Source organism: Pantoea sp. Mb-10 (assembly GCF_021272205.1).
In the GTDB taxonomy this organism is placed as follows: Bacteria; Pseudomonadota; Gammaproteobacteria; order Enterobacterales; family Enterobacteriaceae; genus Pantoea.
Map to the genome: position 1 here is coordinate 479574 of NZ_JAJSDX010000004.1, position 25738 is coordinate 505311.

Genomic DNA, 25738 nt, shown 5'->3' on the forward strand with positions numbered 1-25738 from the left:
CGTATTAGACACAGATAAGGAACACACCCCATGTCAGAACGTTTACAGAATGACGTGGATCCGATCGAAACTCGTGACTGGCTACAGGCGATCGAATCGGTCATCCGTGAAGAAGGTGTTGAGCGCGCACAGTATCTGCTTGATCAGGTATTGAACACCGCGCGTAAAGGTGGCGTGAAAGTGGCCGGTGGCGCATCTGCTATCAGCAACTACATCAACACCATCGCTGTTGAAGATGAGCCGGCGTATCCGGGCAACACCTCTCTTGAACGTCGTATCCGTTCCGCAATTCGCTGGAACGCCATCATGTCGGTTCTGCGTGCATCGAAGAAAGATCTGGAGCTGGGTGGTCACCTCTCTTCTTTCCAGTCTTCTGCCACGATCTACGAAGTGTGTTTCAACCACTTCTTCCGCGCGCGTAGCGACAAAGACGGCGGCGATCTGGTTTATTTCCAGGGACATATTTCTCCGGGCATTTATGCGCGCGCCTTCCTTGAAGGACGCCTGACCGAAGAGCAGATGAACAACTTCCGTCAGGAAGTGCACGGCAACGGCCTGTCATCTTATCCACACCCGAAACTGATGCCGGACTTCTGGCAGTTCCCTACCGTGTCTATGGGTCTTGGCCCGCTGAACGCTATTTATCAGGCGAAGTTCCTGAAATATCTGGAACACCGTGGTCTGAAAGACACCTCGAAACAGACCGTTTACGCCTTCCTCGGTGACGGCGAAATGGACGAGCCAGAATCCAAAGGTGCGATCACCATCGCCACCCGCGAGAAGTTGGATAACCTGGTGTTCATCATCAACTGTAACCTGCAGCGTCTGGACGGCCCGGTCACCGGTAACGGCAAGATCATCAACGAACTGGAAGGCATCTTTGCGGGTGCAGGCTGGAACGTGATCAAAGTGATCTGGGGCGGTCGTTGGGATGAGCTGCTGAAGCAGGACACCAGCGGCAAGCTGATCCAGCTGATGAATGAAACGGTCGATGGCGACTATCAGACCTTTAAATCACGCGACGGTGCCTACGTGCGTGAGCACTTCTTCGGCAAATATCCGGAAACTGCGGCGCTGGTGAAAGACTGGTCAGACGAAGAGATCTTTGCGCTGAACCGTGGCGGCCACGATCCGAAGAAAATCTTTGCCGCGCTGAAAAAAGCGCAGGACACCACAGGCCAGCCGACGCTGATCCTTGCACATACCATTAAAGGCTACGGTATGGGCGACACGGCGGAAGGCAAAAACATCGCCCATCAGGTTAAGAAGATGAACATGGATGGCGTTCGCTACATCCGCGATCGCTTCAATGTGCCTGTGGCTGACGATCAGATCGAAAAACTGCCGTATGTGACCTTTGAAAAAGGCTCAGAAGAGTACAACTATCTGCACGGCCAGCGTGAGAAGCTGGGTGGCTATCTGCCGACCCGCCAGGCTGAGTTCACCGAGAAGTTGGAAATGCCTGCGCTGGAAGAGTTCCGTCCGCTGCTGGAAGAGCAGAGCAAAGAGATCTCAACCACCATCGCCTTTGTCCGTGCATTGAACGTGATGCTCAAAAACAAGTCGATCAAAGATCGCTTAGTCCCTATCCTCGCGGACGAAGCGCGTACCTTTGGTATGGAAGGTCTGTTCCGTCAAATTGGTATTTACAGCCCGAACGGTCAGCAATATACCCCACAGGACCGTGAGCAGGTTGCTTACTATAAAGAAGATGAGAAAGGGCAGATCCTGCAGGAAGGGATCAACGAGCTGGGCGCGGGTTCATCCTGGCTGGCGGCGGCGACCTCTTACAGCACTAACAACTTGCCGATGATTCCGTTCTACATCTACTACTCGATGTTCGGTTTCCAGCGTATCGGCGATCTGATGTGGCTGGCAGGCGATCAGCAGGCGCGTGGCTTCCTGGTAGGCGGGACGTCCGGCCGTACCACGCTCAACGGCGAAGGTCTGCAGCACGAAGATGGTCACAGCCATATTCAGTCGCTGACCATCCCTAACTGCATCTCCTACGATCCGTCTTACGCCTATGAAGTGGCAGTCATCATGCATGACGGCCTGGTGCGTATGTACGGTGAAGCGCAAGAGAACATCTACTACTACATCACCACGCTGAACGAAAACTACCACATGCCAGCCATGCCAGAAGGCGCGGAAGAGGGTATCCGTAAGGGTATCTACAAGCTGGAAACGGTAGCAGGCAGCAAGGGCAAAGTGCAGCTGTTGGGTTCAGGTTCTATTCTGCGTCACGTACGTGAAGCCGCGCAGATCCTTGCGAATGACTACGGCATCGGCTCTGACGTTTACAGCGTAACCTCGTTCACCGAGCTGGCGCGCGATGGTCAGGACTGTGAGCGCTGGAACATGCTGCATCCAACCGAAACGCCGCGCGTGCCTTACATCGCGCAGGTCATGAACGACGCACCAGCAGTGGCCTCCACGGACTACATGAAGCTGTTCGCTGAGCAGGTTCGCAGCTATGTGCCATCAAGCGATTATCGCGTGCTGGGTACCGATGGTTTTGGCCGTTCCGACAGCCGCGAGAATCTGCGTCACCACTTTGAAGTGGACGCATCTTACGTGGTGGTTGCTGCGCTGGGCGAACTGGCTAAACGCGGCGAAATCGAGAAGAAGGTCGTGGCGGACGCCATCGCGAAATTCAATATCGATGCCGATAAAGTTAACCCGCGTCTGGCTTAAGAGGTAAGAGAGTAATGGCTATCGAAATCAACGTTCCGGATATCGGGTCCGACGAAGTTGAAGTCACCGAAATTCTGGTGAAGGTTGGCGACAAGGTTGAAGCTGAACAGTCGCTGATCTCCGTGGAAGGCGACAAAGCGTCCATGGAAGTGCCCTCGCCGCAGGCCGGCGTGGTGAAAGAGATTAAAATCGCCGTCGGCGACAAAGTGAATACCGGTTCGCCGATCATGATCTTTGAGGCTGAAGGCGCTGATGCGCCTGCGCCTGCAGCCGAAGAGAAAAAAGCGGACGCCGCCCCGGCGGCCTCTGCGGCGGCAGAGAGCAAAGAGGTAAACGTGCCGGATATCGGCGGTGACGAAGTCGAAGTGACCGAGATTCTGGTAAAAGTAGGCGATACCGTGGCTGCTGAGCAGTCACTGATCACCGTTGAAGGCGACAAAGCCTCCATGGAAGTGCCTGCGCCGTTTGCCGGTAAAGTCAAAGAGATCAAGATCGCCACCGGTGACAAAGTGAACACCGGCTCGCTGATCATGATTTTTGAAGCCGAAGGCGCCGCGCCTGAAGCTGCCGCGAAACCGGAAGTCAAAGAGCAGGCTGCGTCTGCTCCGGCAGCCGCCGCGGGGGCCAAAGACGTTAACGTGCCAGATATCGGCGGCGACGAAGTGGAAGTCACCGAGGTGTTGGTGAAAGTGGGCGATAAAGTCGCTGCTGAGCAGTCACTGATTGTGGTTGAAGGCGACAAAGCGTCAATGGAAGTCCCCGCGCCGTTCGCGGGTACGGTCAAAGAGCTGAAAGTGGCTACCGGCGACAAAGTCACCACTGGCAAACTGATCATGGTGTTTGAGGTTGAAGGTGCCGCACCGGCCGCCGCGCCAGCGCCTGCCAAGCAGGATGCAGCGCCTGCTGCCGCGCCGGCAAAAGCCGCCCCTGCGCCTGCGGCGAAAGCCGAGAGCAAAGGTGAATTCGCTGAGAATGACGCCTACGTTCACGCTACCCCTGTGATCCGCCGTCTGGCACGCGAGTTCGGCGTCAACCTGGCGAAAGTCAAAGGCACCGGACGCAAAGGCCGCATCCTGAAAGAAGACGTGCAGGCTTATGTGAAAGACGCGGTGAAGCGTGCGGAAGCCGCACCCGCAGCCGCCAGCGGTGGCGGTCTGCCGGGCATGCTGCCATGGCCAAAAGTGGACTTCAGCAAGTTTGGTGAAATCGAAGAAGTGGAGCTGGGCCGCATCCAGAAGATCTCAGGCGCGAACCTGAGCCGCAACTGGGTGATGATCCCGCACGTTACGCACTTTGATAAAACCGATATCACTGACCTCGAAGCGTTCCGCAAACAGCAGAATGCCGAAGCGGAAAAGCGCAAGCTTGATGTGAAGTTCACCCCGGTGGTGTTCATCATGAAAGCGGTAGCCGCGGCGCTGGAGCAGATGCCGCGCTTTAACAGCTCGCTGTCGGAAGATGGCCAGAAGCTAACGCTGAAAAAATACATCAACATCGGCGTGGCGGTAGATACGCCAAACGGCCTGGTGGTTCCGGTGTTCAAAGACGTGAACAAGAAGGGCATCACCGAGCTGTCGCGTGAGCTGATGGCGACCTCGAAGAAGGCACGTGATGGCAAGCTGACCGCCAGCGATATGCAGGGCGGCTGCTTCACCATCTCTAGCCTGGGTGGTTTGGGAACCACGCACTTTGCGCCTATCGTGAACGCGCCAGAAGTGGCGATTCTTGGGGTGTCCAAGTCTGCGATGGAGCCGGTGTGGAACGGAAAAGAGTTCACTCCGCGCCTGATGATGCCGATCTCGCTCTCCTTCGACCACCGCGTGATCGACGGGGCAGATGGTGCGCGCTTCATCACCATCATTAACAATATGCTGTCAGACATTCGCCGTCTGGTGATGTGACATTAATCAAGGCCGGCATATGCCGGCCTTGTTGTAAGTTTTCAGTTTTACTGCCGTTTGCAGTTTTTTAACAATTCTGTAAACTCTCGCGGTGAAATGTCCCGGTGGAGAATAGGGCATCAAGAGTCTGGGACAGGCTCGCTTTTGCCCGCCGGCAATCTAACAAGAGGTCATGATGAGTACAGAGATTAAAACTCAAGTCGTGGTACTTGGGGCAGGTCCTGCAGGTTACTCTGCAGCCTTCCGTTGCGCTGATTTAGGTCTGGAAACTGTGCTGGTAGAGCGCTACAGCACCCTCGGCGGCGTGTGTCTGAACGTAGGTTGTATCCCGTCAAAAGCGCTGCTGCACGTAGCGAAAGTGATTGAAGAAGCGAAAGCACTGGAAGAGCACGGTATCGTGTTTGGCCAGCCGCAAACGGACATCAATAAAGTCCGTACCTGGAAAGAAAAAGTCATCAATCAGCTCACTGGCGGCCTGGCTGGTATGGCGAAAGGCCGTAAAGTCACCGTGGTAAACGGCCTCGGTAAATTTACCGGTGCCAATACGCTGGTGGTGGAAGGTGAAGGCGGTGCGACCACCATCAACTTCGACAATGCGATCATCGCTGCAGGTTCACGTCCTATCGAACTGCCGTTCATTCCGCACAGCGATCCACGCGTGTGGGATTCCACCGACGCGCTGGAATTGAAAGAAGTGCCTGAGCGTCTGCTGGTGATGGGCGGCGGCATTATCGGTCTGGAAATGGCCACCGTTTACCATGCGCTGGGTTCAAAAATTGACGTGGTTGAGATGTTCGACCAGGTTATCCCCGCGGCTGACAAAGACGTGGTGAAAGTGTTCACCAAGCGTATCAGCAAGAAATTCAACCTGATGCTGGAAACCAAAGTCACCGCGGTTGACGCGAAAGATGACGGTATCTATGTGTCAATGGAAGGTAAAAAAGCGCCAGCTGAAGCGCAGCGCTATGACGCCGTGCTGGTGGCGATTGGTCGCGTACCTAACGGTAAAGGTCTGGACGCCGGCAAAGCGGGCGTGGAAGTTGACGATCGTGGCTTTATCCGCGTCGACAAGCAGATGCGTACCAACGTGCCACATATCTATGCGATCGGCGATATCGTCGGCCAGCCGATGCTGGCGCATAAAGGCGTGCACGAAGGCCACGTGGCGGCCGAAGTTATCGCAGGCATGAAGCACTACTTCGATCCGAAAGTGATTCCTTCCATCGCGTATACCGAGCCAGAAGTTGCCTGGGTAGGCCTGACAGAGAAAGAAGCCAAAGAGAAAGGCATCAGCTACGAAGTGTCGACCTTCCCATGGGCCGCGTCTGGCCGTGCTATCGCTTCCGATTGCGCGGATGGCATGACCAAACTGATCTTCGACAAAGAGACCCACCGCGTGATCGGTGGCGCCGTGGTCGGCACCAACGGCGGCGAGCTGCTGGGTGAGATCGGTCTGGCGATCGAAATGGGCTGCGATGCAGAAGACATCGCGCTGACCATTCACGCGCACCCCACGCTGCACGAATCCGTTGGCCTGGCAGCAGAAGTGTTTGAAGGTAGCATTACCGACCTGCCAAATCCCAAAGCGAAAAAGAAATAATCGGGTTGCATCCGCACCCATCACGGCTCCCCAGGGAGCCGTTTTTTTTGCCGTTTTAGCGATTGATAACATAACCAAAAGTTAACCTATCCGTGGTAAGGCTATGCAAACAGTTATGGCCGATTCTTCCCCTTTCGTGGAAATACCATTAGTCGCAGACAATTATGCTGCCTTCACTGTTAATGTTGCTTTTTTGTAAACAGATTAACAAAGAGTTGAAATCCTGCTATGCTGGCCGACGCAGAACCGGGCACCTCACCCTACTGTCTGACAGCATCACAGGTGCACCGGAAAGCTTTACAATGAGAGCGAGGAGAACGTCGTGCTAGAAGAATACCGTAAGCACGTTGCCGAGCGTGCTGCCCAGGGAATTGTGCCTAAACCTTTAGATGCATCCCAAATGGCCGCGCTGGTTGAACTGCTGAAAAACCCGCCAGCGGGTGAAGAAGAATTCCTGACCGATCTGTTGGTCAACCGTGTCCCGCCGGGTGTTGATGAAGCGGCGTATGTTAAAGCCGGATTCCTGGCTGCTATCGCGAAAGGCGAAGCGCACTCTCCTCTGGTCACTCGTGAAAAAGCCGTTGAGCTGCTCGGCACCATGCAGGGCGGTTATAACATCCACGCGCTGATTGAAGCACTCGACGACGAGGCGCTGGCGCCGATTGCCGCCAAGGCCCTGTCGCACACGCTGCTGATGTTCGATAACTTCTACGACGTTGAAGAAAAAGCGAAAGCGGGCAACCCGCACGCGAAACAGATTCTCCAGTCGTGGGCCGATGCTGAATGGTTCCTTAAGCGTCCAAAACTGGCTGAAAAGATCACCACGACCGTGTTCAAAGTGACCGGCGAAACCAACACCGACGATCTCTCTCCGGCACCGGATGCCTGGTCGCGTCCTGATATTCCACTGCACGCGTTGGCGATGCTGAAAAACCCACGCGAAGGGATCGAGCCTGACGAGCCCGGCAACATTGGCCCGATCAAGCAGATTAACGCGCTGCTGGAAAAAGGCTTCCCGTTGACCTACGTGGGCGACGTTGTCGGTACCGGTTCTTCACGTAAATCTGCCACCAACTCGGTGCTGTGGTTTATGGGCGAAGACATTCCGTATGTGCCGAACAAAAAAGGTGGCGGACTGTGCCTCGGCGGTAAAATCGCGCCGATTTTCTTCAACACCATGGAAGATGCGGGCGCCCTGCCAATCGAACTGGACGTTGAGCGCCTGAACATGGGTGACGTGATCGACGTGTACCCGTACAAAGGCGAAGTGCGCAATCACGAGACCAACGAACTGTTGGCAACCTTCGCACTGAAAACCGACGTACTGCTGGATGAAGTGCGCGCCGGCGGCCGTATTCCGCTGATTATCGGCCGCGGTTTGACCACGAAAGCACGTGAGTCGCTGGGGCTGCCGCACAGCGACGTTTTTGCTCAGGCGAAAGACGTTGCGACCAGCACGCGCGGTTACTCTCTGGCGCAGAAAATGGTAGGCCGCGCCTGTGGCGTTGACGGCGTACGCCCAGGTGCTTACTGCGAACCGAAAATGACCTCTGTCGGCTCGCAGGATACCACTGGCCCAATGACCCGCGACGAACTGAAAGACCTGGCGTGCCTGGGCTTCTCGTCGGATCTGGTGATGCAGTCATTCTGCCACACGGCGGCTTATCCGAAGCCGGTTGACGTGACCACGCACCATACGCTGCCTGACTTCATCATGAACCGCGGCGGTGTATCGCTGCGTCCGGGCGACGGCGTAATTCACAGCTGGCTGAACCGCATGCTGCTGCCGGATACCGTCGGCACTGGCGGTGACTCCCACACCCGCTTCCCGATCGGCATCTCTTTCCCGGCGGGTTCTGGTCTGGTGGCGTTTGCTGCTGCAACTGGCGTGATGCCGCTGGATATGCCTGAGTCAGTGCTGGTACGTTTCAAAGGGGAAATGCAGCCGGGTATCACGCTGCGTGACCTGGTGCATGCAATCCCGCTTTACGCCATCAAACAAGGTTTGCTGACCGTTGAGAAGAAAGGCAAAAAGAACATCTTCTCGGGTCGCGTACTGGAAATTGAAGGCTTGCCGAAGCTGAAGGTTGAGCAGGCGTTTGAACTGACCGATGCGTCTGCCGAGCGCTCAGCGGCAGGTTGTACCATCAAGCTGGATAAAGAGCCGATTATCGAGTACCTCAACTCGAACATCGTACTGCTGAAGTGGATGATCTCCGAAGGCTACGGCGATCGCCGCACGCTGGAGCGCCGTATCCAGGGTATGGAAAAATGGCTGGCCGATCCGCAGCTGCTGGAAGCCGATGCCGATGCCGAATACGCGGCGGTCATCGAAATCGACCTCGCCGACATCAAAGAGCCGATTCTGTGCGCGCCGAACGATCCGGACGATGCGCGCTGGCTGTCTGACGTGCAGGGCGAGAAGATTGACGAAGTGTTCATTGGCTCGTGCATGACCAATATCGGTCACTTCCGTGCGGCAGGTAAACTGCTGGATGCGCACAAAGGCCAGCTGCCAACGCGTCTGTGGGTGGCACCGCCAACCAAGATGGATGCGGCGCAGCTGACCGAAGAGGGCTACTACAGCGTGTTTGGTAAGAGCGGCGCGCGTATCGAGATCCCAGGTTGTTCACTGTGCATGGGTAACCAGGCACGCGTGCAGGATGGCGCGACGGTGGTTTCCACCTCGACGCGTAACTTCCCGAACCGTCTGGGCACCGGTGCGAACGTGTTCCTGGCCTCTGCGGAGCTGGCTGCGGTCGCGTCCCTGCTGGGTAAACTGCCGACGCCGGAAGAGTATCAGCAGTTTATGGTGCAGGTAGATAAAACCGCCGATGACACCTATCGCTACCTCAACTTTGACCAGCTGGGTCAATACACTGAGAAAGCCGACAGCGTGATCTTCCAGACTGCGGTTTAAGCCGTACGCGTAACGCCAAAAGGGACGATGCGAACCGTCCCTTTTTTTATGCCTTTTTTCCGTTGGGGTGAGCGGGCATAATGCGACCCCGATCCCATTTTATTCAACACGCTGCGCACAAAATGCTCGCAATATTGGCGAGCCGCCAGCATGAGGCCCCCATGGAATATGAATTTTTGCGTGACCTGACCGGTCAGGTCAGAGTGCGTATGTCGATGGACCACGAAGCCGTCGGGCACTGGTTCAACGAAGAGGTAAGAGAGAATCTGACGCTGCTGGATGAGGTTGAGGCCGCCATCAAACAGGTTAAGGGCACGCATCAGCAGTGGCAGCGCGTAGGGCACGAATATACGCTGTGGCTGGACGAGGAAGAGGTGATGATTCGTGCCAATCAGCTGGCGCTGGAGGATGAGGGGCTGGAAGAGGGGATGACTTACTACGATGAAGAGAGTCTCTCTTTCTGCGGTGTGGAAGATTTCCTGGCGGTGATGGCAGCATATCGGGCGTTTCTGGCAGGGAAATAGCGGCCATGGCGATGGCCGGGCGCTGCGGGAGTCCGGTCCGCAAAGCCGATGAGTGGTGAGCGGGGGCCGGCCCGCTCAACTGGCGGTTTTGAGTTGCGCGGGCTCGCGCGTTGGCCGCTGCGCTGGCCTGACCCTGAGCGGGTTCCGCCCGCTAACCGCACGGCAGTTTCATCCGCCCCGCTGCGGCGTACGGGCAAAGGGCCGATGGGCGCGGCCCTTTGCAATCCGCGCCCTGCGCCAGCCTCCGCTGTTCCCTCACTCCGCCGCGCCAGCCTCACGGACCGCGCGGATTCGCCATCCCTGGCTCATTCCGCGCTCTCAGCGGCATCCCTGCCGCTTCGTCCTGGCCGTCACGCTCCGTTCGGCGCTCCGGATGGCGCTCAACACCGCCGCCTGTGGGGATCTTTTCTTGTTTTGGTCTGGTGTTGTCTGGTTGTCTGGTTGTCTGTAAGCAGTTCTGCATAGATGACAACGGGCTGAAAAAGAAAGTAAAAAAAGTTCTGTTTAAAACTGCACGGGCGGGACGTTACTTAAAAACCTTTCAGACACGCACTGGCGTCTAAAGATAAAAAACGCGAAATAGAGGTTTGCTTAAAGCAGCACAGCCTGAACGCACCTTAAAAGTCTTACCGCCACGCGGCGGCTGCGAAAAACATAAAAGACCCACAGCGAGGTTTGGTAGCGCCATCCCCACTCGCTGAACGACTGAAGGCTTCCAGGATGAGCCGCATGGATGCGGCGAAAGGCGGCGTTGAGCAGGAGCGAATCGACGCCGGTCCGTCAGGAAGGCTGAGGGAGTGAAGGCACCGCGCAGCGGCGAGCGGGGCTGGCGCAGGGCCGGGGAGTGCAGAGGGCACGGCCTGGCGCCCTCTGCTCGGTCGCCGCACCGCGGCAAAGGCACCTGCCAGTGCCATGGCGAACGAAATTTGCGCCGTGCTAACGCCAGCACCGCGCCAGCGGAAAAGCACCGAGCCGCTGCCTGCGGCACAAGCCCCGCCCCGGCCTGCGGCACAAGCCCCGGCCCTATCACGAAATCCGCAACCCCGTGGCCGGAATATTCCTGCCGTAATAAATCTCCCGCATCTCCTTCCACAGCAAATCGGTAATGCGCTTGTGCTCCTCAGGCGCCAAATCATCGGGGCGCGTGTTAAACAGGTAATATTTCAAATCAAACTCTTTCAGCAACATCTTGGTGTGGAAAATATTTTCTTGATACACGTTCACATCGACCATGTCATACATCGACTTCATATCTTCCGACATAAAATTCTGAATCGAATTGATCTCATGGTCGATAAAATGCTTCACGCCGTTCACATCACGGGTGAAACCGCGCACGCGATAATCGATGGTAACGATGTCAGATTCCAGCTGATGGATCAGGTAGTTCAGCGCTTTCAGCGGAGAGATAACGCCGCAGGTTGAGACTTCAATGTCCGCGCGGAAGGTGCACAGTCCGCCCTCGGGATGACTCTCGGGATAGGTGTGCACGCAGATATGGCTTTTATCGAGATGCGCCACAACAGAGTTTGGCAGCGGGCCAGGATGCTCCGAATTATCAATGTCCTTCGGGTTAATCGGCTCTTCGCTCACCAGAATCGTGACGCTGGCACCCTGCGGCTCATAATCCTGACGCGCAATATTCAGCACGTTGGCACCAATAATAGAACAGGTTTCCGTCAGAATCTCAGTCAGACGCGTCGCATTATACTGCTCATCAATATAGGCAATATAACCGTCGCGCTCGGCTTCGGTGTTGGCGTAGCAAATGTCGTAAATACAGAAACTCAGGCTTTTGGTCAGGTTGTTAAAGCCGTGTAATTTCAGCTTTTGCAATTTGTTTCATCCTCATCTGACAAGGCATCCAGCAGATAGCGCGGCAGGGCGAAACTGCCAGAGTGGATCGCGGGCGTATAGTAGCGACAGGGCAGGTTCGCGGCGGCAAAGCGCTGTTGCAGCGTGGCGGTGTCAAGCGTGCGCAGGGCAGGGTTATCACTGGCCCAGGCAAACGTCATGATGCCGCCGTAGTATGTGGGCACCGCCGCCTGATAAAAGCTCACGTCGGTAAAATAGTGGCTAAGCTTGCGGTGGCTATTCACTGCTTCATCCTGCTGCAGGAAGCAGACGCCGTTCTGCGCCACAAAAATGCCGCCTGGATTCAGCGCTTTTTTGCAGCCTGCGTAAAAGGCGGAGGTAAACAGGCTTTCACCCGGACCAATGGGATCGGTGCAGTCTGAAATGATCACGTCAAACGTTTCTTCGGTCTGGGTAACGAAATCGACGCCATCAGCAATCACCAGATTCAAGCGAGGATCGTCATAGGCGCCAGCGCTATGATTCGGCAGGTAGGTTTTGCAGAAATCCACAACGCCAGCATCAATTTCCACCATGGTGATGTGCTCAACGTCTGCGTGACGCGACACTTCACGCAGCATGGCGCCGTCGCCGCCGCCGATAATCAGTACGCGGCGCGCCTCACCGTGCGCCAGCAGCGGCACATGAGTCATCATTTCGTGGTAGATAAATTCATCGCGTTCGGTGGTTTGTACGACGCCGTCCAGCGCCATGACCCGACCAAAGGCCGCGTTTTCAAAGATCACCAGATCCTGATGCGCCGTTTTGTCCCGATAAAGCAGTTTATCGACGGTGAAGTATTGTCCAAAACCGGTATGAAGCGTTTCATACCACATGTCATTCTGGGCCATGAAGGGCTCTCCTGCTGTCGCAACACCATAAAAATGGGCGAAAAGAATAGCGAATAATGACCGTGGTTGCACGGTCAAATCCTCAGCAGCAGAGCAGGGGCGGGCTATTTTACGTAAGCGAGCAGGCTCAGCGAATCTCGGGCTAACGACTTACATTTTTTGTCGTTTGTCACCGCAATACCGCTCAGGTCTTTATAGCTCTCTTCACCGAGTGCTTTCATATTGTAGTTGCTGTAATTACTCAAATCCCAACGGTTTTGTTGAGCGAAAAACACCAGCGCTTTACGGATTTGCGCGTCAGGTAAATCCTGATAGCCGCAATCGTTTTTGAGATAGACAAACACCGCGGTGAGATCGGCCAGATCTTCTGCTTCGGACTCGCTCAGGGCAAAACTGGTGGAGGAGAAGCTAACGAGTCCCGCCAACAGCAGGAGCCTGATGCTTTTCGTCATAATCATTCTCAATAAGGGACAATTGAGTGACGTTAGCACAGTTACGGCGGGGTTTCCGCTAAATTTGCCAAAACGGGCGGCGAACCTTTTTTTTCACGCGTCGTGCGGTTTCCACACTTGACCCTCCCACGGGGGAAGGGTTTACGCTGTGTGCCCGGTTTCGACAAGGACATGCCTATGCAACGTCGCCATTTTCTCAAACTGACCGCGGCACTCAGCGCCGCAGGTGCCCTGCCGCTGTGGAGCCGTCAGCTCATGGCGGCGACGCGGCCTCTGCTGCCGATCCCCACGCTGCTGGCGCCGGATGCGCGCGGCGAATATACGCTGACCGCAATGCGCGGCACCACGCAATGGAAGGGCAATGCCGTACCGACATGGGGCTATAACGGCAATCTTCTGGGGCCTGCGCTGCGCTTGCAGCGTGAAAAAGCGGTGACGGTCAATATTCATAATCGGCTGCCCGAGGCGACCACGGTGCACTGGCATGGCCTGGCGATTCCCGGTGACGTGGATGGCGGTCCGCAGGCGATTATTGCGCCCGGCGCGTCGAGGCAGGTGCGTTTTACCCCCGATCAGCCCGCCGCTACCTGCTGGTTTCATCCGCATCTGCACGGTAAAACCGGTCATCAGGTCGCGCAGGGACTCGCGGGGCTGGTGCTGCTGGAAGATCAGGCGTATGGCCAACTGCGTTTGCCGATGCAGTGGGGCGAAGACGACGTGCCGCTGATTTTTCAGGATAAACAGCTGACGCCGGACGGCACGCGCATCGACTACGCGCTGGATGTGATGCGCGCGGCGGTGGGGTGGTTTGGCGACATGATGCTCACCAACGGCGAACAGTATCCCCAGCATGCCGTACCGCGCGGCTGGCTGCGCCTGCGGCTGCTCAATGGCTGTAACGCGCGGTCGCTGGACATCGCCACCAGCGACGGGCGGGCGCTGTACGTGATTGGCAGCGATGGCGGATTGCTGGCTGAGCCAGTGAGCGTAGAGAGCCTGCCGATGCTGCCGGGGGAGCGCTTCGAGGTGCTGATTGATACCTCCGACGGCAAAGCGTTTGATGTGGTCACGCGTCCGGTGACGCAAATGGGTATGACGCTCGCGCCGTTTGATCGTCCGCTGCCGCTGGTGCAGATCCTGCCGCTGCGCATCATGGCCAGTGGCTCGCTGCCGGATAAGCTGGCCGAGCTGCCGCCGCTGCCGTCGGCTGAGGGGGCGCAAACCCGCTGGCTGCAGCTCATGATGGATCCTGAGCTTGACCGGTTGGGCATGCAGGCATTAATGCAGCAATATGGCGACAACGCCATGGGCCAGATGGCGGGACATGGCGCATCGGCCGCCAAACAGCCTGACGCGGATAGCAACGCCCACGCCGGGCACGGCAGCATGGCAAGGGATCATGGCAGCATGGCGATGGGTCACGGCGGCATGGACATGGATCACGGCGCGCAGGCTCCCGCCGGAGAATATGATTTCCACAACGGCAACAAGATCAATGGCCAGGCCTTTGACATGACCAAGCCGATGTTTAACGCCAGGCTCGGCAACGTGGAGAAATGGACGATCTCCGGCGAGGGTGACGCCATGCTGCATCCGTTCCACATTCACGGCGCGCAGTTCCGCATCCTGTCTGAGAACGGTAAACCGCCCGCGCCACACCGCGCGGGCTGGAAGGACATGGTGAGCGTGAACGGCTGGCGCAGCGAGGTGCTGGTGCAGTTTGACTACGTGGCCAATGCCGACAACGCTTATATGGCGCATTGTCATCTTCTTGAGCACGAAGACACCGGCATGATGCTGGGCTTTACCGTGACCTAACGCGCCGGACGCTGCGCTTTTAGCGCGCGGCGTCCAGCGCCAGACGAATATCCTCGATCAAATCCTGCGCATTTTCGATACCGATCGACAAGCGCACTGTAGCCTCGGTAATGCCAATGCGCTCACGCACCTCCTGCGGAACGCCTGAATGCGTGGTGCTGCCGGGGTGACTCGCCAGCGATTCCGTGCCACCCAGGCTGACCGCCAATTTGAATAACGCCAGCGCGTTGAGAAAACGGAAAGCGGCAGGCTGGCCGCCTTGAATATCGAAGGAGAAAGTAGACCCTGCGCCGCTGCACTGCCGCTGCCAGGTTTTACCTGCCGCGCTCTCGGCATCCAGGTACGGCAGCCAGTGCAGCTTCTCCACCTGCGGATGCGCGCGCAGAAACGCAGCGACCTGCTCGGCGTTACTGGCGGCTTTTTCCATGCGCAGCGAGAGTGTCTCCAGCGAGCGCCCCAGCATCCAGCTGGAGTGGGGATCGAGCTGGGTGCCGATGGCGCTGCGCAGCGAACGCACCTTATCGATCAACGCTTTGCTGCCCATTACTGCGCCAGCGATCAGATCAGAGTGGCCGCCCACGTATTTGGTGAGCGAGTAGAGCGACAGGTCAGCACCGTGCTGCAGCGGATGCTGGAACAGCGGGCCGAGCAGGGTATTGTCGCAGGCGAGAATCGGGCGCGATCCCTGCTGCTGGGCGATAACATCGGCCACCTGCTGCATGAGCTGAATGTCCACCAGGCTGTTCGTGGGATTGGCCGGCGTTTCGATCAGAATGATCGCCACCCGCCCGCGCTGCCAGGCCAGCTTCGCCGCCTCGTAAACTTTGTCTTCATCGGTACCGTCGCTGAACCCTACCGATTTGATCTCCAAATCGTGCAGCGTCTTGCTTAACAGCGTCTCGGTGCCGCCGTAAAGCGGCTGCGAGTGCAAAATCACTTCGCCGGGACGGGCGAACGTGAGCAGCGTGGTGGCGATAGCAGACATGCCCGATGAAAACAGCGCCGCCCGCTCTGCGCCTTCATAGATGGCGAGGCGATCCTCAACAATTTCACTGTTGGGGTGGTTGAACCGTGAATAGACCAGTCCGCCACTTTTACCTTCCGGCGGCTGCTTGCGTCCTGCGACGAAATCGAAAAAATCCTGCCCCTCTTCCGCGCTGTTGAACACGAAGGTGGAGGTCAGAAACACCGGCGGTTTCACCGCTCCTTCTGACAGACGAGGATCGTAACCGTAATTAAGCATCTGGGTTTCCGGATGCAGCTCGCGCGCGCCGAGGTGCGTTTTCTTACTGGATGAATCAGCCATAGATGACTCCTGAGGTCGCCGCGATCGCGGCAGAGAGATGACATCCAGTAAAAACCAGCGCAATAAAATTCGCCACGGTATCGTTTGCGTTCTGTGCGCCGGGTTAGAGGATGCACTGAATATGGTAAACTTCGCCCCTTTCTGAACACCTTCAATCGGGCGAATGCAATGAAACACACCGTCGACGTGATGATCTCTGAGCAGGAGATCGCAACCCGTGTGGCCGCACTGGGCGCACAGATTAGCGAACACTACCGCGACAGCGGCAAAGAGCTGGTGCTGGTCGGCCTGCTGCGCGGATCGTTTATGTTTATGGCCGACCTCTGCCGCGCCATTACCGTGCCGCACGAAGTGGATTTTATTACTGCCTCCAGCTACGGCAGCGGAATGTCTTCCACGCGTGATGTGAAGATCTTAAAAGACCTGGATGAAGACATTCGCGGCAAAGACGTGCTGATCGTTGAAGACATCATTGACTCTGGCAATACGCTGAGCAAAGTGCGCGAAATTCTGCAGCTGCGTGCGCCCACTTCCCTGGCAATTTGTACGCTGTTGGATAAGCCAGAGCGCCGCGAAGTTGAGGTGCCGGTGGAGTTTGTCGGCTTTACCATTCCCGATGAGTTTGTGGTGGGCTTCGGCATTGACTACGCGCAGCGTTATCGCCATCTACCGTACATCGGAAAAGTGATCCCCACTGGCGAATAACCGCACAATCTTCCAAGGCCAACGCCGCTCGCTTACGTTAAGATGCGCAGCCCGTAAGTCATTGACTCACGGGCGCTGTTCATCTTTTCGGCGTGTGGCGTAGCGTCAACGTCTTGAGGGCGCAGACGCGGCGCTTCGCCTTTGATTTCACAACTGTTATCGCTCAATAACCCCGCAAAGCTGGCGTAAGCGCACTATCATCTATGTGGCAATGATGTCACGACAACAGGATATGGATTCGTAATGACTAATGCACTGGAACTTTCCGGGCTGACTAAGACCTATCCCGGCGGCGTACAGGCGCTGAAAGGACTGGATCTCAACGTGGAAGCAGGTGATTTCTACGCGCTGCTGGGGCCAAACGGCGCCGGTAAATCCACCACCATTGGTATTATCAGTTCGCTGGTGAATAAATCCGGCGGCAGCGTGCGCGTCTTTGGCTATGACCTGCAGAAAGACGTCGTTAACGCCAAGCGCCAGCTGGGCCTGGTGCCGCAGGAATTCAACTTTAATCCGTTTGAAACCGTGATGCAGATTGTGGTCAATCAAGCGGGCTATTACGGCGTAGAGCGCCGCGAAGCCAATGCGCGCGCGGAAAAATACCTCAATCAGCTCGACTTATGGGGCAAGCGAAACGAGCGTGCGCGCATGCTGTCGGGCGGGATGAAACGCCGCTTGATGATTGCCCGTGCGCTGATGCACGAGCCGAAATTGCTGATTCTCGACGAACCTACTGCAGGGGTCGATATTGAGCTGCGCCGTTCAATGTGGGCCTTCCTGAAAGAGCTGAATGCCAAAGGCACCACCATTATTCTGACCACGCACTATCTGGAAGAAGCCGAGATGCTGTGCCGTAATATCGGCATTATTCAGCGCGGTGAGCTGGTGGAAAACACCTCCATGAAAGGGCTGCTGTCCAAGCTGAAATCGGAAACCTTCATTCTCGATCTCGCCCCGCGCAGTCCGCTGCCGCATCTGGAAGGCTTCCAGTATCGTCTGGTTGATACCTCCACGCTGGAAGTCGAAGTGATGCGCGAGCAGGGCCTGAATAGCGTCTTCAGTCAGTTGAGCGCGCAGGGCGTGCAGGTGCTGAGTATGCGTAACAAAGCCAACCGCCTGGAAGAGCTGTTCGTTGGCCTGACCCAAGGAAAAGGAGCGAAAGTATGACCCGTTTGTATTGGGTAGCCCTAAAGAGTATTTGGGCAAAAGAGATCAACCGCTTTGCCCGCATCTGGATCCAGACGCTGGTGCCGCCGGTGATCACCATGACGCTCTATTTCATCATCTTCGGCAACTTGATCGGATCGCGTATTGGCGACATGCATGGCTTCAGCTACATGCAGTTTATCGTACCGGGCCTGATTATGATGGCGGTGATCACTAACGCCTACGCCAACGTCGCGTCCTCGTTTTTCAGCGCCAAGTTCCAGCGCAACATTGAAGAGCTGCTGGTGGCCCCGGTGCCGACGCACATCATTATTGCCGGTTACGTGGGCGGCGGTGTGGCACGCGGCGTCTGCGTCGGCGTGCTGGTCACGGCGATTTCGCTGTTTTTCGTGCCGTTTCACGTTCATGCGTGGTCAATGGTGGCCGTGACCTTACTGTTGACGGCGATTCTGTTCTCCCTGGCGGGCCTGCTGAATGCGGTATTCGCACGCACTTTTGACGATATCAGCCTGATTCCGACGTTTGTGTTGACGCCCTTAACCTACCTCGGCGGCGTGTTCTACTCGCTGTCGCTGCTGCCGCCGTTCTGGCAGGCGGTGTCGAAGCTGAATCCGGTGGTGTATATGATCAGCGGTTTCCGCTACGGCTTTTTGGGCATTAATGACGTGCCGCTGGCGTTTACCCTGTCGGTGCTGATCGCCTTCATCGTGGTGTTCTATATCCTGGTTTACGCGCTGATCCAGCGCGGGCGCGGCTTACGCACCTGATACAAAAAATGCAGCCTCGGCTGCATTTTTTATTTCTGTCTGTCGCGGCCGGATCAGGCCACCTGCACCGGCAGCGCTTTGGCCAGGCGCTTCATCTCGTTGTCACCCTCAAAGTAGGCGACTTTTGGCTGCCAGCTGCGCGCTACAGCATCCTCAACCTGCACGTAGGAGCAGATGATCAATAGATCGCCTGCGCAGGCGCAGCGAGCGGCGGCACCGTTCACGGAGATGATTTTAGAGCCGCGCTCCGCCGCAATGGCGTAAGTGGAGAAGCGCTGGCCGTTGGTGACGTTATAGATGTCGATGGCTTCATATTGCAGAATCCCGGCGGCGTCGAGAAAATCCTGATCGATGGCGCAGGAACCTTCATAGTGCAGATCGGCCATCGTCACCTTCACGCGGTGTAGTTTGCCTTGTAAAACAGTACGAATCATAGCGGGTTAACCTTCATTAAGCTGCGAGTAAACAACGGTGTTATTCCGTCAAATCCACTTGCTGATTATCGATCAGGCGTGCATGTCCCAGCCAGCCTGCCATCAAAATAACGGCGCGCTGGCTGTCCACCGTCAGCGGTTGCAGCGTGTCGGCGTCGCAGATCGCCAGGCCATCCGGGCGGAAGCCCCGTTCACGCAGCTGCGCTTCAGCCTGTTCAATAATGTCGTCGATATGGCGTTCGCCGTTGCTCAAGCGCACCGCCATGCTGTTCATCACCTGACTCAAGCCCGGCGCAATTTGGCGCTCTTCGGCCGTGAGATAGCCGTTGCGCGAGCTCAATGCCAGTCCATCTTTAGCGCGCACGGTCGGCACGCCCACAATCTGGATGTCAAAGGCCATGTCGGCCACCAGCTTGCGAATAATTGCCAATTGCTGAAAATCTTTCTCGCCGAAGCAGGCGATATCGGGCTGCACCAGATTGAACAGTTTGCTGACAATGGTGGCCACCCCGCGAAAATGGCCGGGTCGGCTGGCACCTTCCAGCAGGGACGAGAGGCCCGGTACCTCGACAAACGTCTGGCTGTCGAGCCCCTGCGGATAGATCTCCGCCGGGGCGGGCGCAAACACCAGGTCCACGCTGTGACGATTAAGCTTTTCGCAATCGTCCTGCAGGGTGCGCGGATAGCGCGCCAGATCGTCGGCGCGTTCGAATTGCATCGGGTTCACAAATATCGAGACCACCACAATGTCGGCGCGCTCGCGTGCCTCATCCACCAAGGTAAGATGGCCATCGTGCAGGTTGCCCATGGTCGGCACCAGCGCAATACGTTTACCTTCCTGCCGCCAGCGTCGGATCTCACGGCGCAGCATCGGCAGTGATTCAATAATCAACACTGCAACTCTCCTGGTTTACTGAAAACTGTGTTCGGCAGCGGGATACCGGCCTGCTTCAACGTCGGCAATATACTGGCGAATCGCCGCGCGAATGTCGCCGGTTTCCGCGAGGAAATTTTTTGCGAATTTGGGGATGTGACCTCCGGTAATGCCCAGCGCATCGTGCATCACTAAAATCTGGCCGTCGGTGACATTGCCCGCGCCGATACCGATCACCGGGATCTGCAGCGCCTGGGTGACGCGTGCGGCCAGCGCCACCGGCACGCACTCCAATACCATTAGCTGCGCGCCCGCGGCTTCCAGCGCCAGCGCATCTGCCAGCAGCTGCTCCGCCGCATCTTCATCGCGACCCTGGACTTTATACCCCCCGAAGATATTTACGGACTGCGGCGTGAGTCCAAGATGGCCGCATACCGGCACGGCGCGCGCGGTCAGCATGCTCACCGTTTCTGCCAGCCATGCGCCGCCCTCCAGCTTCACCAGATTGGCGCCCGCGCGCATCAGCTGGGCGGCGCTGTCAAAGGTTTGTTCTGGGGTGGCATAACTCATGAAGGGCAGATCGGCCATCACCAGCGCATGGGGCGCGCCTCGGCGCACGGCTGTGGTGTGATAAGCAATGTCCGCCACGGTGACGGGCAGGGTAGAGTCATGGCCCTGCACGGTCATACCGAGCGAATCGCCAATCAACATCACCTGAATACCTTCGTCGGCAAACAGGCGGGCAAAGCTAAAATCATACGCCGTCAGCGTGGCAAACTTTTGCCCGCGAGCTTTCATTTGGCGGAGATGGGAAAGGGTGGTGGGTTTCATTGCGCGCTCCAGGTAAATCGGCTGCGCGCAGTGTACTGGATTAGCGAAAAACGCGATACGTTCGCTACGGTATTATCACCGTCAGGATACCCAAGGGTGAATGGCGCTGCAATCAAGCGTGGCAAGGATGCCCGCCAGCGGCTGGCCGGTCGGCAGGCGCAGCGTAGGGGCAATCTCCAGCAACGGCAGCAGCATAAAGGCGCGGTTATGCATATCGTAGTGCGGCACCGTCAGACGCGGCGTATGGATCACGGCGCTGCCGAACAGCATGATGTCGATATCCAGCGTGCGCGGCCCCCAGCGCTCCGCTTTACGCACGCGACCGTGCTCCTGTTCGATGCGCTGGGTGTGATCCAGCAGCGCGTCGGCGTCGAGTTCGGTATCCAGCGCCACAACCGCGTTCAGGTAATCGGGCTGGTCAGCAGGACCATACGGCGGCGTACGATAGAACGAGGAGGTCGCCACGCGGTGAGTATGCGGTATCGCATCCAGCGTGGCGAGCGCAGCGTCCACCTGCTGTAGCGGATCGGCCAGGTTACTGCCCAGCGCCAGATACGCCCGGATCATTGGGCGTTACTGTCTCGGCGAGGACCGGAAGGACGACGACGCGGACGGCGTGGTTTACGGCGCGGCGCCGGATCGTCGCCCAGCGTGTTGAGCATGGTTTTCTGCTGCACCGGCACGGCGGACTGGAACTCGCCCCACCAGTGTGTCAGACGCTGCAGCTCCGGATTGTTCTCCACCTCAGCGCGCAGCGCCAGCAGATCGTAAGCGGCGCGGAATTTCGGATGCTCCATCAGCTTCCACGCCCGTTTGCCGTGGCGGCGAGAGATCCGCAGCTGTAGCTGCCAAATATCGCGGATCAGCGTGGTGATACGTTTTGGAATCGCCAGCGCGCGGCAGGCTTCATCCAGCGTCTCATTCATCGACAGGGCAAACGCGTCGTAGTAGGTCAGACCGCTCTCCTGGGCGATGCGCTCTGCCGACTCCAGCTGCGGATACCAGAACATGGCGGCAAACAAGAACGCCGGATTCACGCGCATATCATTGTGCAGGCGGGTATCGGTGTTTTTCAGCACCTGCGCCACCATGCGTTCCATAAAGCTGTCGCCCTGTTCGGTAAAATGACGAGCCAGCGTCGGGAACAGGGGCTGGAACAGCTGATATTCACGCAGCATTTGATAGGTGCGGAATCCGTAGCCAGCCTGCAGCAGTTTGAGCGACTCCTCAAACAGGCGCGCAGGCGGGATATCATTCAGCAGCGTGGCCAGGCGAGGAATCGGCTCGGCGGTCTCTGCGGCGACTTGCATGTCCAGCTTGGCCGCAAAGCGTATCACGCGCAGCATGCGCACCGGATCTTCACGGTAGCGCGTTTCCGGATCGCCAATCAGGCGAATGACGCCCGCTTCAAGATCCTGCAGTCCGCCCACATAATCACGCACCGTAAAGTCCGCCACGCTGTAGTAGAGGCTGTTGATGGTGAGATCGCGGCGCTGGGCATCGTCTTCGATGTTGCCAAAGATGTTGTCGCGCAGCAGCATGCCATTCTGGCCACGCTGCGAACTGTTGCGATCGTCGTCCTGCTCTTCCTGATGGTGGCCGCGGAAGGTTGCCACTTCAATCACTTCCGGTCCAAACATCACATGGGCAAGACGAAAACGGCGGCCGACCAGACGGCAATTGCGGAACAGCTTGCGCATCTCGTCTGGCGTAGCGTTGGTGGTGATATCAAAGTCCTTCGGCTTTTTACCCAGCAGCAGATCGCGCACGCCGCCGCCTACCAGGTAAGCTTCAAAACCGGCTTTGTTGAGGCGATACAGCACCTTAAGGGCGTTTTCGCTGATATCTTTGCGTGAGATATTATGGCTTTCTCGGGGAATGACCGTCATCAGACTTTCAGTTTCCACCTCTTCAGGCACTTCCTCGTCACGCTTGAGGACTCTCCGGCAAAAATTGGCGACTCGGGTAAAAATGGGACACCTCGACAGTGAGAAAATGGGTGTGAATAAAATCAGCGGCTAATCATAGCCTGTTGCGAACCATTTAGGAATGATGTTGTCATCTCGGGCGAGATTCGGGCGTTGTCTCGGGGAAGAGACGTGATATTCCACTGCGCTACCGCACGTTCCAGCAGCCTATCGCGCGTTTCGTCCTGCCAGCCTGGCGCAACGGGTTGACCAAGAAAGCGCAGCGCCTGCACCAGCAGAGGACGCGCGTCACCCTCGGGCAGCGGCGGCGCATGATTCTGCTTGGAGAGCTTGTTTCCGTCGGGGTTCATTGCCAGCGGCAGATGCAGATAGTCCGGTACTGACCAGCCAAACTGCTGATAGAGCGCAATTTGCCTAACGGTGGGATCAATCAAATCCGCGCCGCGCACAATCTCGGTCACACCCTGAAAGTGGTCGTCAACCACCACCGCCAGGTTGTAGGCAAACAGGCCGTCGCGCCGATGGATAATAAAATCTTCTTCCGCCAGCCGCGTGTCCGCCGCCAGATAGCCATGCAAACGATCGTGAAAGCCGTAGACCGGCGCGTGCTGGCGCAGACGCAATGCCGCATTCTGCGCAGGCAGGTGGCGGTCGCGGCAGTGCCCGTCATACACGCCGCCTATTTTTTGAATCCGGCTACGCGGACAGGTACAGAAATAACTCTGGCGATGCTGCTGCAGCCAGCTTAGCGCGGCGCGGTAGGCCTCGTGGCGCGCTGATTGCCAGAGCACCTCGCCGTCCCACCCTAAGCCGTAGTGCTCAAGCTGCTTCAGAATACGGCTTGCAGCACCGGCCACTTCGCGCGGCGGATCGATATCTTCTATACGCACCAGCCAGCGGCCCTGCTGCGCGCGCGCGCTCAGGTAGCTGCCAAGCGCAGCGATCAGCGAACCAAAGTGCAAATCTCCGGAAGGAGAGGGAGCGAAACGTCCGATGCAGGGGGAGAGGGAGGTCTTCATGATGCAGTGGTGCGCACAGCGGAAAAATGCGTTTTTCCTCCGCTGTGCGGCAACCGTCTTCTCGCGGTCATTAGCCCGCCATCTGCTTCTCGCGAATTTCTGCCAGCGTTTTGCAATCAATGCAAAGGTCGGCAGTCGGTCGCGCTTCCAGACGACGAATGCCAATTTCAACGCCGCAGGATTCGCAGTAGCCGAAGTCGTCGTCTTCCACTTTCTTCAGCGTTTTCTCAATCTTTTTAATGAGTTTACGCTCGCGATCGCGGTTTCGCAGTTCCAGGCTGAATTCCTCTTCCTGCGCGGCACGATCGACCGGATCGGGGAAGTTAGCGGCCTCGTCCTGCATGTGCGACACAGTACGGTCAACTTCATCCCGAAGTTGGTTACGCCAGGCTTCCAGAATCTTGCGGAAATGGGTCAGCTGGGCGTCGTTCATGTACTCTTCGCCCGGTTTCTCCTGATACGGCTCCACACCAGCGATGGCGAGGATACTCAGGGACGATGTTTTACGGTTTTGCCCTTCTTGCATGTTGTTTCTCCTGGATAACACGCACCACCCTTCCTGTATTAAGTTGCTGCACGAGGGCTGTGCTCATTTGTCCGAGTGCCAGACAATGTCTTGCACCTGGACTCACTCCCTTGCCGACTTCCCGCAACTCAACGTATTCAGGGTATATCGATTCCCATCAGGGAAAAAAAACAGGTCGCTATAAATAGCAGAAGCCATCAAGGTTGGCAATTATTCATCGCTACACCTTGACAACACGGTGCGAAAAAGCGTAATTGCAGCTCGCTCAAGGCTATTTTGACACGCAAAATCGCTTTTACTATTACAGAACGGGGTAAATGGACTGCGCCACTGGCCGAGTGAGTAATATTTGAGCGGGCGTGATCTCTGCGCGATATGCTAACACTTCCACACCGCAACGCTGCGCCTGTCCGAACAGTTCTGCGTACTGGGCATCAATATGATGCGCCGGGGAAACGTCCTCAATCCCCGTGTGCAGAACAGCAAATAACAAAACGGCTCGATGGCCTTCCGCCACAATCTTACTCAATTCGCGCAGATGCTTCTGCCCACGAGTCGTCACCGCATCCGGAAAATAGCCTTTACCCTGCTGTAACAGGGTGACGGATTTCACTTCAATATAGCAGTTCGCTTTGTCCGCCGCCTGTAAGAGGAAATCAATTCTGCTTTTTTCCGCGCCATATTTCACTTCGCTGCGGCACGAGCTGTAAGCGGATAATTCCGGAATCGCATCATGCGCCAGGGCTTCACGTACCAGCGCGTTGGCGCGTAGCGTGTTGACGCAGATCAGATGGCCCTGCTGCGTTTCAGTGAGCTCCCAGCTGTGGGGATACTTGCGCGTGGTGCTGGAGGACGTGGAATACCACACGGTATCGCCGGGCGTGGCGCAGCCCGTCATGGCACCGGTGTTGGCGCAGTGTAGCGTCAGCGTGTCGCCGGCGGGGGTGACCACATCGGCTAAAAAACGTTTGTAACGGGCGATCAGCCGTGCCGGCTGTAACGGGGGATCAAACAGCATTTAGGCTCCAGAAGGCGGTGAGAGAGGCCACTGCGCCAGGCGTTTGTAGCGCGTGCGTCCCTGCGCATAGGTTGAGGCAAACAGGGCAAAGTGCGTAACCTGCATCTGCCAGTGGAAACCGCGTGGCGGCAGTGCGATAGGCGACGTGACGTGACGCAGCAGCGTGACGTGAGGATGAAACGGCTGCGTGCCCTGCGCGCAACCGTGGCGTGCGGCCTGCGCGCGCAGCAGGCTCGCCAATTGCAGCAGTCCGCGCGGCGCGCGCTGGCAGCCCAGCCACACAACGCCTGGCCGCGGCCAATGGCCCGCATCATCCAGATCGAGGGTAAAGCGCGGCTGATGGATGCGCGCAGCCAGCTGTTGCAGCGTCTGCGACGTCGCCGCGTTGACCTCGCCAAGAAACGCCAGAGTGAGATGCAGATTGGCCGCCGCCACGGGTTTTCCCGCCTCGTCGGGGAAATTGTCAGCTCGCCATTGCACAAGCGTCTGCTGAAGCGCGGCGGGCAGTTCGAGGGCAAAAAAGAGGCGCTGCGTGGTCATGGGTGG

General features: G+C 57.3%; 22 protein-coding genes. 9 read left to right on the forward strand and 13 right to left on the reverse strand.

Features of this window, described 5'->3' with window-relative positions; translation table 11 throughout:
- Window positions 1-30: 30 nt before the first annotated feature.
- The 5 genes from aceE to yacL all read left to right on the forward strand — a co-directional run bounded on the left by aceE (window position 31) and on the right by yacL (window position 9642).
- Entirely contained in the window at window positions 31-2697 is a 2667-nt protein-coding gene (gene aceE / locus LU196_RS11015) for a pyruvate dehydrogenase (acetyl-transferring), homodimeric type (RefSeq protein ID WP_232759328.1), read from the forward strand.
- 14 nt (window positions 2698-2711) lie between these two features.
- A complete protein-coding gene (gene aceF, locus LU196_RS11020) occupies window positions 2712-4598 on the forward strand; it encodes a pyruvate dehydrogenase complex dihydrolipoyllysine-residue acetyltransferase (RefSeq protein WP_232759329.1) in 1887 nt (628 codons plus the stop codon).
- A 175-nt stretch (window positions 4599-4773) separates the two neighbouring features.
- Window positions 4774-6198 carry a dihydrolipoyl dehydrogenase gene (gene lpdA / locus LU196_RS11025; protein ID WP_232759330.1) on the forward strand — a complete coding sequence of 475 codons (1425 nt, stop codon included), beginning with the start codon at window positions 4774-4776 and terminating at the stop codon, window positions 6196-6198.
- Window positions 6199-6520: 322 nt separating this feature from the next.
- Window positions 6521-9118 carry a bifunctional aconitate hydratase 2/2-methylisocitrate dehydratase gene (gene acnB, locus LU196_RS11030; protein ID WP_232759331.1) on the forward strand — a complete coding sequence of 866 codons (2598 nt, stop codon included), beginning with the start codon at window positions 6521-6523 and terminating at the stop codon, window positions 9116-9118.
- 161 nt (window positions 9119-9279) lie between these two features.
- Window positions 9280-9642: a protein YacL gene (gene yacL, locus LU196_RS11035; protein ID WP_232759332.1), complete on the forward strand. Its 363-nt coding sequence runs from the start codon at window positions 9280-9282 to the stop codon at window positions 9640-9642.
- Window positions 9643-10668: 1026 nt separating this feature from the next.
- Here yacL and speD read toward each other — a convergent pair.
- From speD to LU196_RS11050, 3 genes are all read right to left on the reverse strand, one after another.
- Window positions 10669-11478, reverse strand: coding sequence for an adenosylmethionine decarboxylase (speD, locus tag LU196_RS11040; protein WP_232759333.1), 810 nt, complete (start codon window positions 11476-11478; stop codon window positions 10669-10671).
- A complete protein-coding gene (gene speE / locus LU196_RS11045; RefSeq protein WP_232759334.1) occupies window positions 11466-12347 on the reverse strand; it encodes a polyamine aminopropyltransferase in 882 nt (293 codons plus the stop codon). Before speE ends, speD begins: the two co-directional genes overlap by 13 nt.
- 104 nt (window positions 12348-12451) lie before the next feature.
- On the reverse strand, window positions 12452-12799 hold the full coding sequence (locus LU196_RS11050; protein WP_232759335.1) for a YacC family pilotin-like protein: 348 nt from the start codon (window positions 12797-12799) through the stop codon (window positions 12452-12454).
- Between the two features lie 177 nt (window positions 12800-12976).
- On the opposite strand from LU196_RS11050, the gene cueO reads away from it, so the two are divergent.
- Window positions 12977-14617, forward strand: coding sequence for a multicopper oxidase CueO (gene cueO, locus LU196_RS11055; RefSeq protein ID WP_232759336.1), 1641 nt, complete (start codon window positions 12977-12979; stop codon window positions 14615-14617).
- A gap of 19 nt (window positions 14618-14636) precedes the next feature.
- Here the strand turns inward: cueO and LU196_RS11060 are convergent, their stop codons facing one another.
- Window positions 14637-15923 carry a cystathionine gamma-synthase family protein gene (locus LU196_RS11060; RefSeq protein WP_232759337.1) on the reverse strand — a complete coding sequence of 429 codons (1287 nt, stop codon included), beginning with the start codon at window positions 15921-15923 and terminating at the stop codon, window positions 14637-14639.
- A 168-nt stretch (window positions 15924-16091) separates the two neighbouring features.
- Between LU196_RS11060 and hpt the strand changes: the two genes are divergently transcribed.
- The 3 genes from hpt (at window position 16092) to LU196_RS11075 (ending at window position 18562) form a co-directional block, all read left to right on the forward strand.
- Window positions 16092-16628, forward strand: coding sequence for a hypoxanthine phosphoribosyltransferase (hpt, locus tag LU196_RS11065; protein ID WP_232759338.1), 537 nt, complete (start codon window positions 16092-16094; stop codon window positions 16626-16628).
- Between the two features lie 243 nt (window positions 16629-16871).
- Window positions 16872-17795 (forward strand): ABC transporter ATP-binding protein, encoded by a 924-nt coding sequence (locus tag LU196_RS11070; RefSeq protein ID WP_232759339.1) that lies wholly within the window; start codon window positions 16872-16874, stop codon window positions 17793-17795.
- Window positions 17792-18562, forward strand: coding sequence for an ABC transporter permease (locus LU196_RS11075; protein ID WP_232759340.1), 771 nt, complete (start codon window positions 17792-17794; stop codon window positions 18560-18562). The genes LU196_RS11070 and LU196_RS11075 overlap by 4 nt, the downstream gene beginning before the upstream one ends.
- A gap of 53 nt (window positions 18563-18615) precedes the next feature.
- On the opposite strand, the gene panD is transcribed toward LU196_RS11075, so the two are convergent.
- From panD to thpR, 9 genes are all read right to left on the reverse strand, one after another.
- The gene (gene panD / locus LU196_RS11080; RefSeq protein ID WP_232759341.1) at window positions 18616-18996 is read right to left on the reverse strand and encodes an aspartate 1-decarboxylase; all 381 of its coding nucleotides are present in this window, start codon (window positions 18994-18996) and stop codon (window positions 18616-18618) included.
- A gap of 40 nt (window positions 18997-19036) precedes the next feature.
- Window positions 19037-19891 (reverse strand): pantoate--beta-alanine ligase, encoded by an 855-nt coding sequence (panC, locus tag LU196_RS11085; RefSeq protein ID WP_232759342.1) that lies wholly within the window; start codon window positions 19889-19891, stop codon window positions 19037-19039.
- A 15-nt stretch (window positions 19892-19906) separates the two neighbouring features.
- Window positions 19907-20701 (reverse strand): 3-methyl-2-oxobutanoate hydroxymethyltransferase, encoded by a 795-nt coding sequence (panB, locus tag LU196_RS11090; protein ID WP_232759343.1) that lies wholly within the window; start codon window positions 20699-20701, stop codon window positions 19907-19909.
- Window positions 20702-20782: 81 nt separating this feature from the next.
- Window positions 20783-21268: a 2-amino-4-hydroxy-6-hydroxymethyldihydropteridine diphosphokinase gene (gene folK / locus LU196_RS11095; RefSeq protein ID WP_232759344.1), complete on the reverse strand. Its 486-nt coding sequence runs from the start codon at window positions 21266-21268 to the stop codon at window positions 20783-20785.
- Window positions 21265-22674, reverse strand: a complete 1410-nt coding sequence (pcnB, locus tag LU196_RS11100; protein WP_232759404.1) for a polynucleotide adenylyltransferase PcnB — start codon at window positions 22672-22674, stop codon at window positions 21265-21267. The genes folK and pcnB overlap by 4 nt, the downstream gene beginning before the upstream one ends.
- 38 nt (window positions 22675-22712) lie before the next feature.
- Window positions 22713-23648, reverse strand: a complete 936-nt coding sequence (gluQRS, locus tag LU196_RS11105) for a tRNA glutamyl-Q(34) synthetase GluQRS (RefSeq protein WP_232759345.1) — start codon at window positions 23646-23648, stop codon at window positions 22713-22715.
- A 70-nt stretch (window positions 23649-23718) separates the two neighbouring features.
- A complete protein-coding gene (gene dksA / locus LU196_RS11110; protein WP_232759346.1) occupies window positions 23719-24174 on the reverse strand; it encodes an RNA polymerase-binding protein DksA in 456 nt (151 codons plus the stop codon).
- 301 nt (window positions 24175-24475) lie between these two features.
- Window positions 24476-25192, reverse strand: coding sequence for a DNA/RNA nuclease SfsA (gene sfsA / locus LU196_RS11115; protein ID WP_232759347.1), 717 nt, complete (start codon window positions 25190-25192; stop codon window positions 24476-24478).
- Complete coding sequence (thpR, locus tag LU196_RS11120) at window positions 25193-25732, reverse strand: RNA 2',3'-cyclic phosphodiesterase (protein WP_232759348.1); 540 nt, start codon at window positions 25730-25732, stop codon at window positions 25193-25195.
- Window positions 25733-25738 lie beyond the last annotated feature (6 nt).

Bases quoted from the DNA above. Each gene is read 5' to 3' on its own strand.
- aceE (WP_232759328.1), top strand. From the start codon at position 31: ATGTCAGAACGTTTACAGAATGACGTGGATCCGATCGAAACTCGTGAC.
- dksA (WP_232759346.1), bottom strand. From the start codon at position 24,174: ATGCAAGAAGGGCAAAACCGTAAAACATCGTCCCTGAGTATCCTCGCC.
- yacL (WP_232759332.1), top strand. From the start codon at position 9,280: ATGGAATATGAATTTTTGCGTGACCTGACCGGTCAGGTCAGAGTGCGT.
- cueO (WP_232759336.1), top strand. From the start codon at position 12,977: ATGCAACGTCGCCATTTTCTCAAACTGACCGCGGCACTCAGCGCCGCA.
- panB (WP_232759343.1), bottom strand. From the start codon at position 20,701: ATGAAACCCACCACCCTTTCCCATCTCCGCCAAATGAAAGCTCGCGGG.
- panD (WP_232759341.1), bottom strand. From the start codon at position 18,996: ATGATTCGTACTGTTTTACAAGGCAAACTACACCGCGTGAAGGTGACG.
- LU196_RS11070 (WP_232759339.1), top strand. From the start codon at position 16,872: ATGACTAATGCACTGGAACTTTCCGGGCTGACTAAGACCTATCCCGGC.
- speE (WP_232759334.1), bottom strand. From the start codon at position 12,347: ATGGCCCAGAATGACATGTGGTATGAAACGCTTCATACCGGTTTTGGA.
- thpR (WP_232759348.1), bottom strand. From the start codon at position 25,732: ATGACCACGCAGCGCCTCTTTTTTGCCCTCGAACTGCCCGCCGCGCTT.
- gluQRS (WP_232759345.1), bottom strand. From the start codon at position 23,648: ATGAAGACCTCCCTCTCCCCCTGCATCGGACGTTTCGCTCCCTCTCCT.
- sfsA (WP_232759347.1), bottom strand. From the start codon at position 25,192: ATGCTGTTTGATCCCCCGTTACAGCCGGCACGGCTGATCGCCCGTTAC.
- folK (WP_232759344.1), bottom strand. From the start codon at position 21,268: ATGATCCGGGCGTATCTGGCGCTGGGCAGTAACCTGGCCGATCCGCTA.
- lpdA (WP_232759330.1), top strand. From the start codon at position 4,774: ATGAGTACAGAGATTAAAACTCAAGTCGTGGTACTTGGGGCAGGTCCT.
- hpt (WP_232759338.1), top strand. From the start codon at position 16,092: ATGAAACACACCGTCGACGTGATGATCTCTGAGCAGGAGATCGCAACC.
- LU196_RS11060 (WP_232759337.1), bottom strand. From the start codon at position 15,923: ATGGCTGATTCATCCAGTAAGAAAACGCACCTCGGCGCGCGCGAGCTG.
- LU196_RS11075 (WP_232759340.1), top strand. From the start codon at position 17,792: ATGACCCGTTTGTATTGGGTAGCCCTAAAGAGTATTTGGGCAAAAGAG.
- aceF (WP_232759329.1), top strand. From the start codon at position 2,712: ATGGCTATCGAAATCAACGTTCCGGATATCGGGTCCGACGAAGTTGAA.
- LU196_RS11050 (WP_232759335.1), bottom strand. From the start codon at position 12,799: ATGACGAAAAGCATCAGGCTCCTGCTGTTGGCGGGACTCGTTAGCTTC.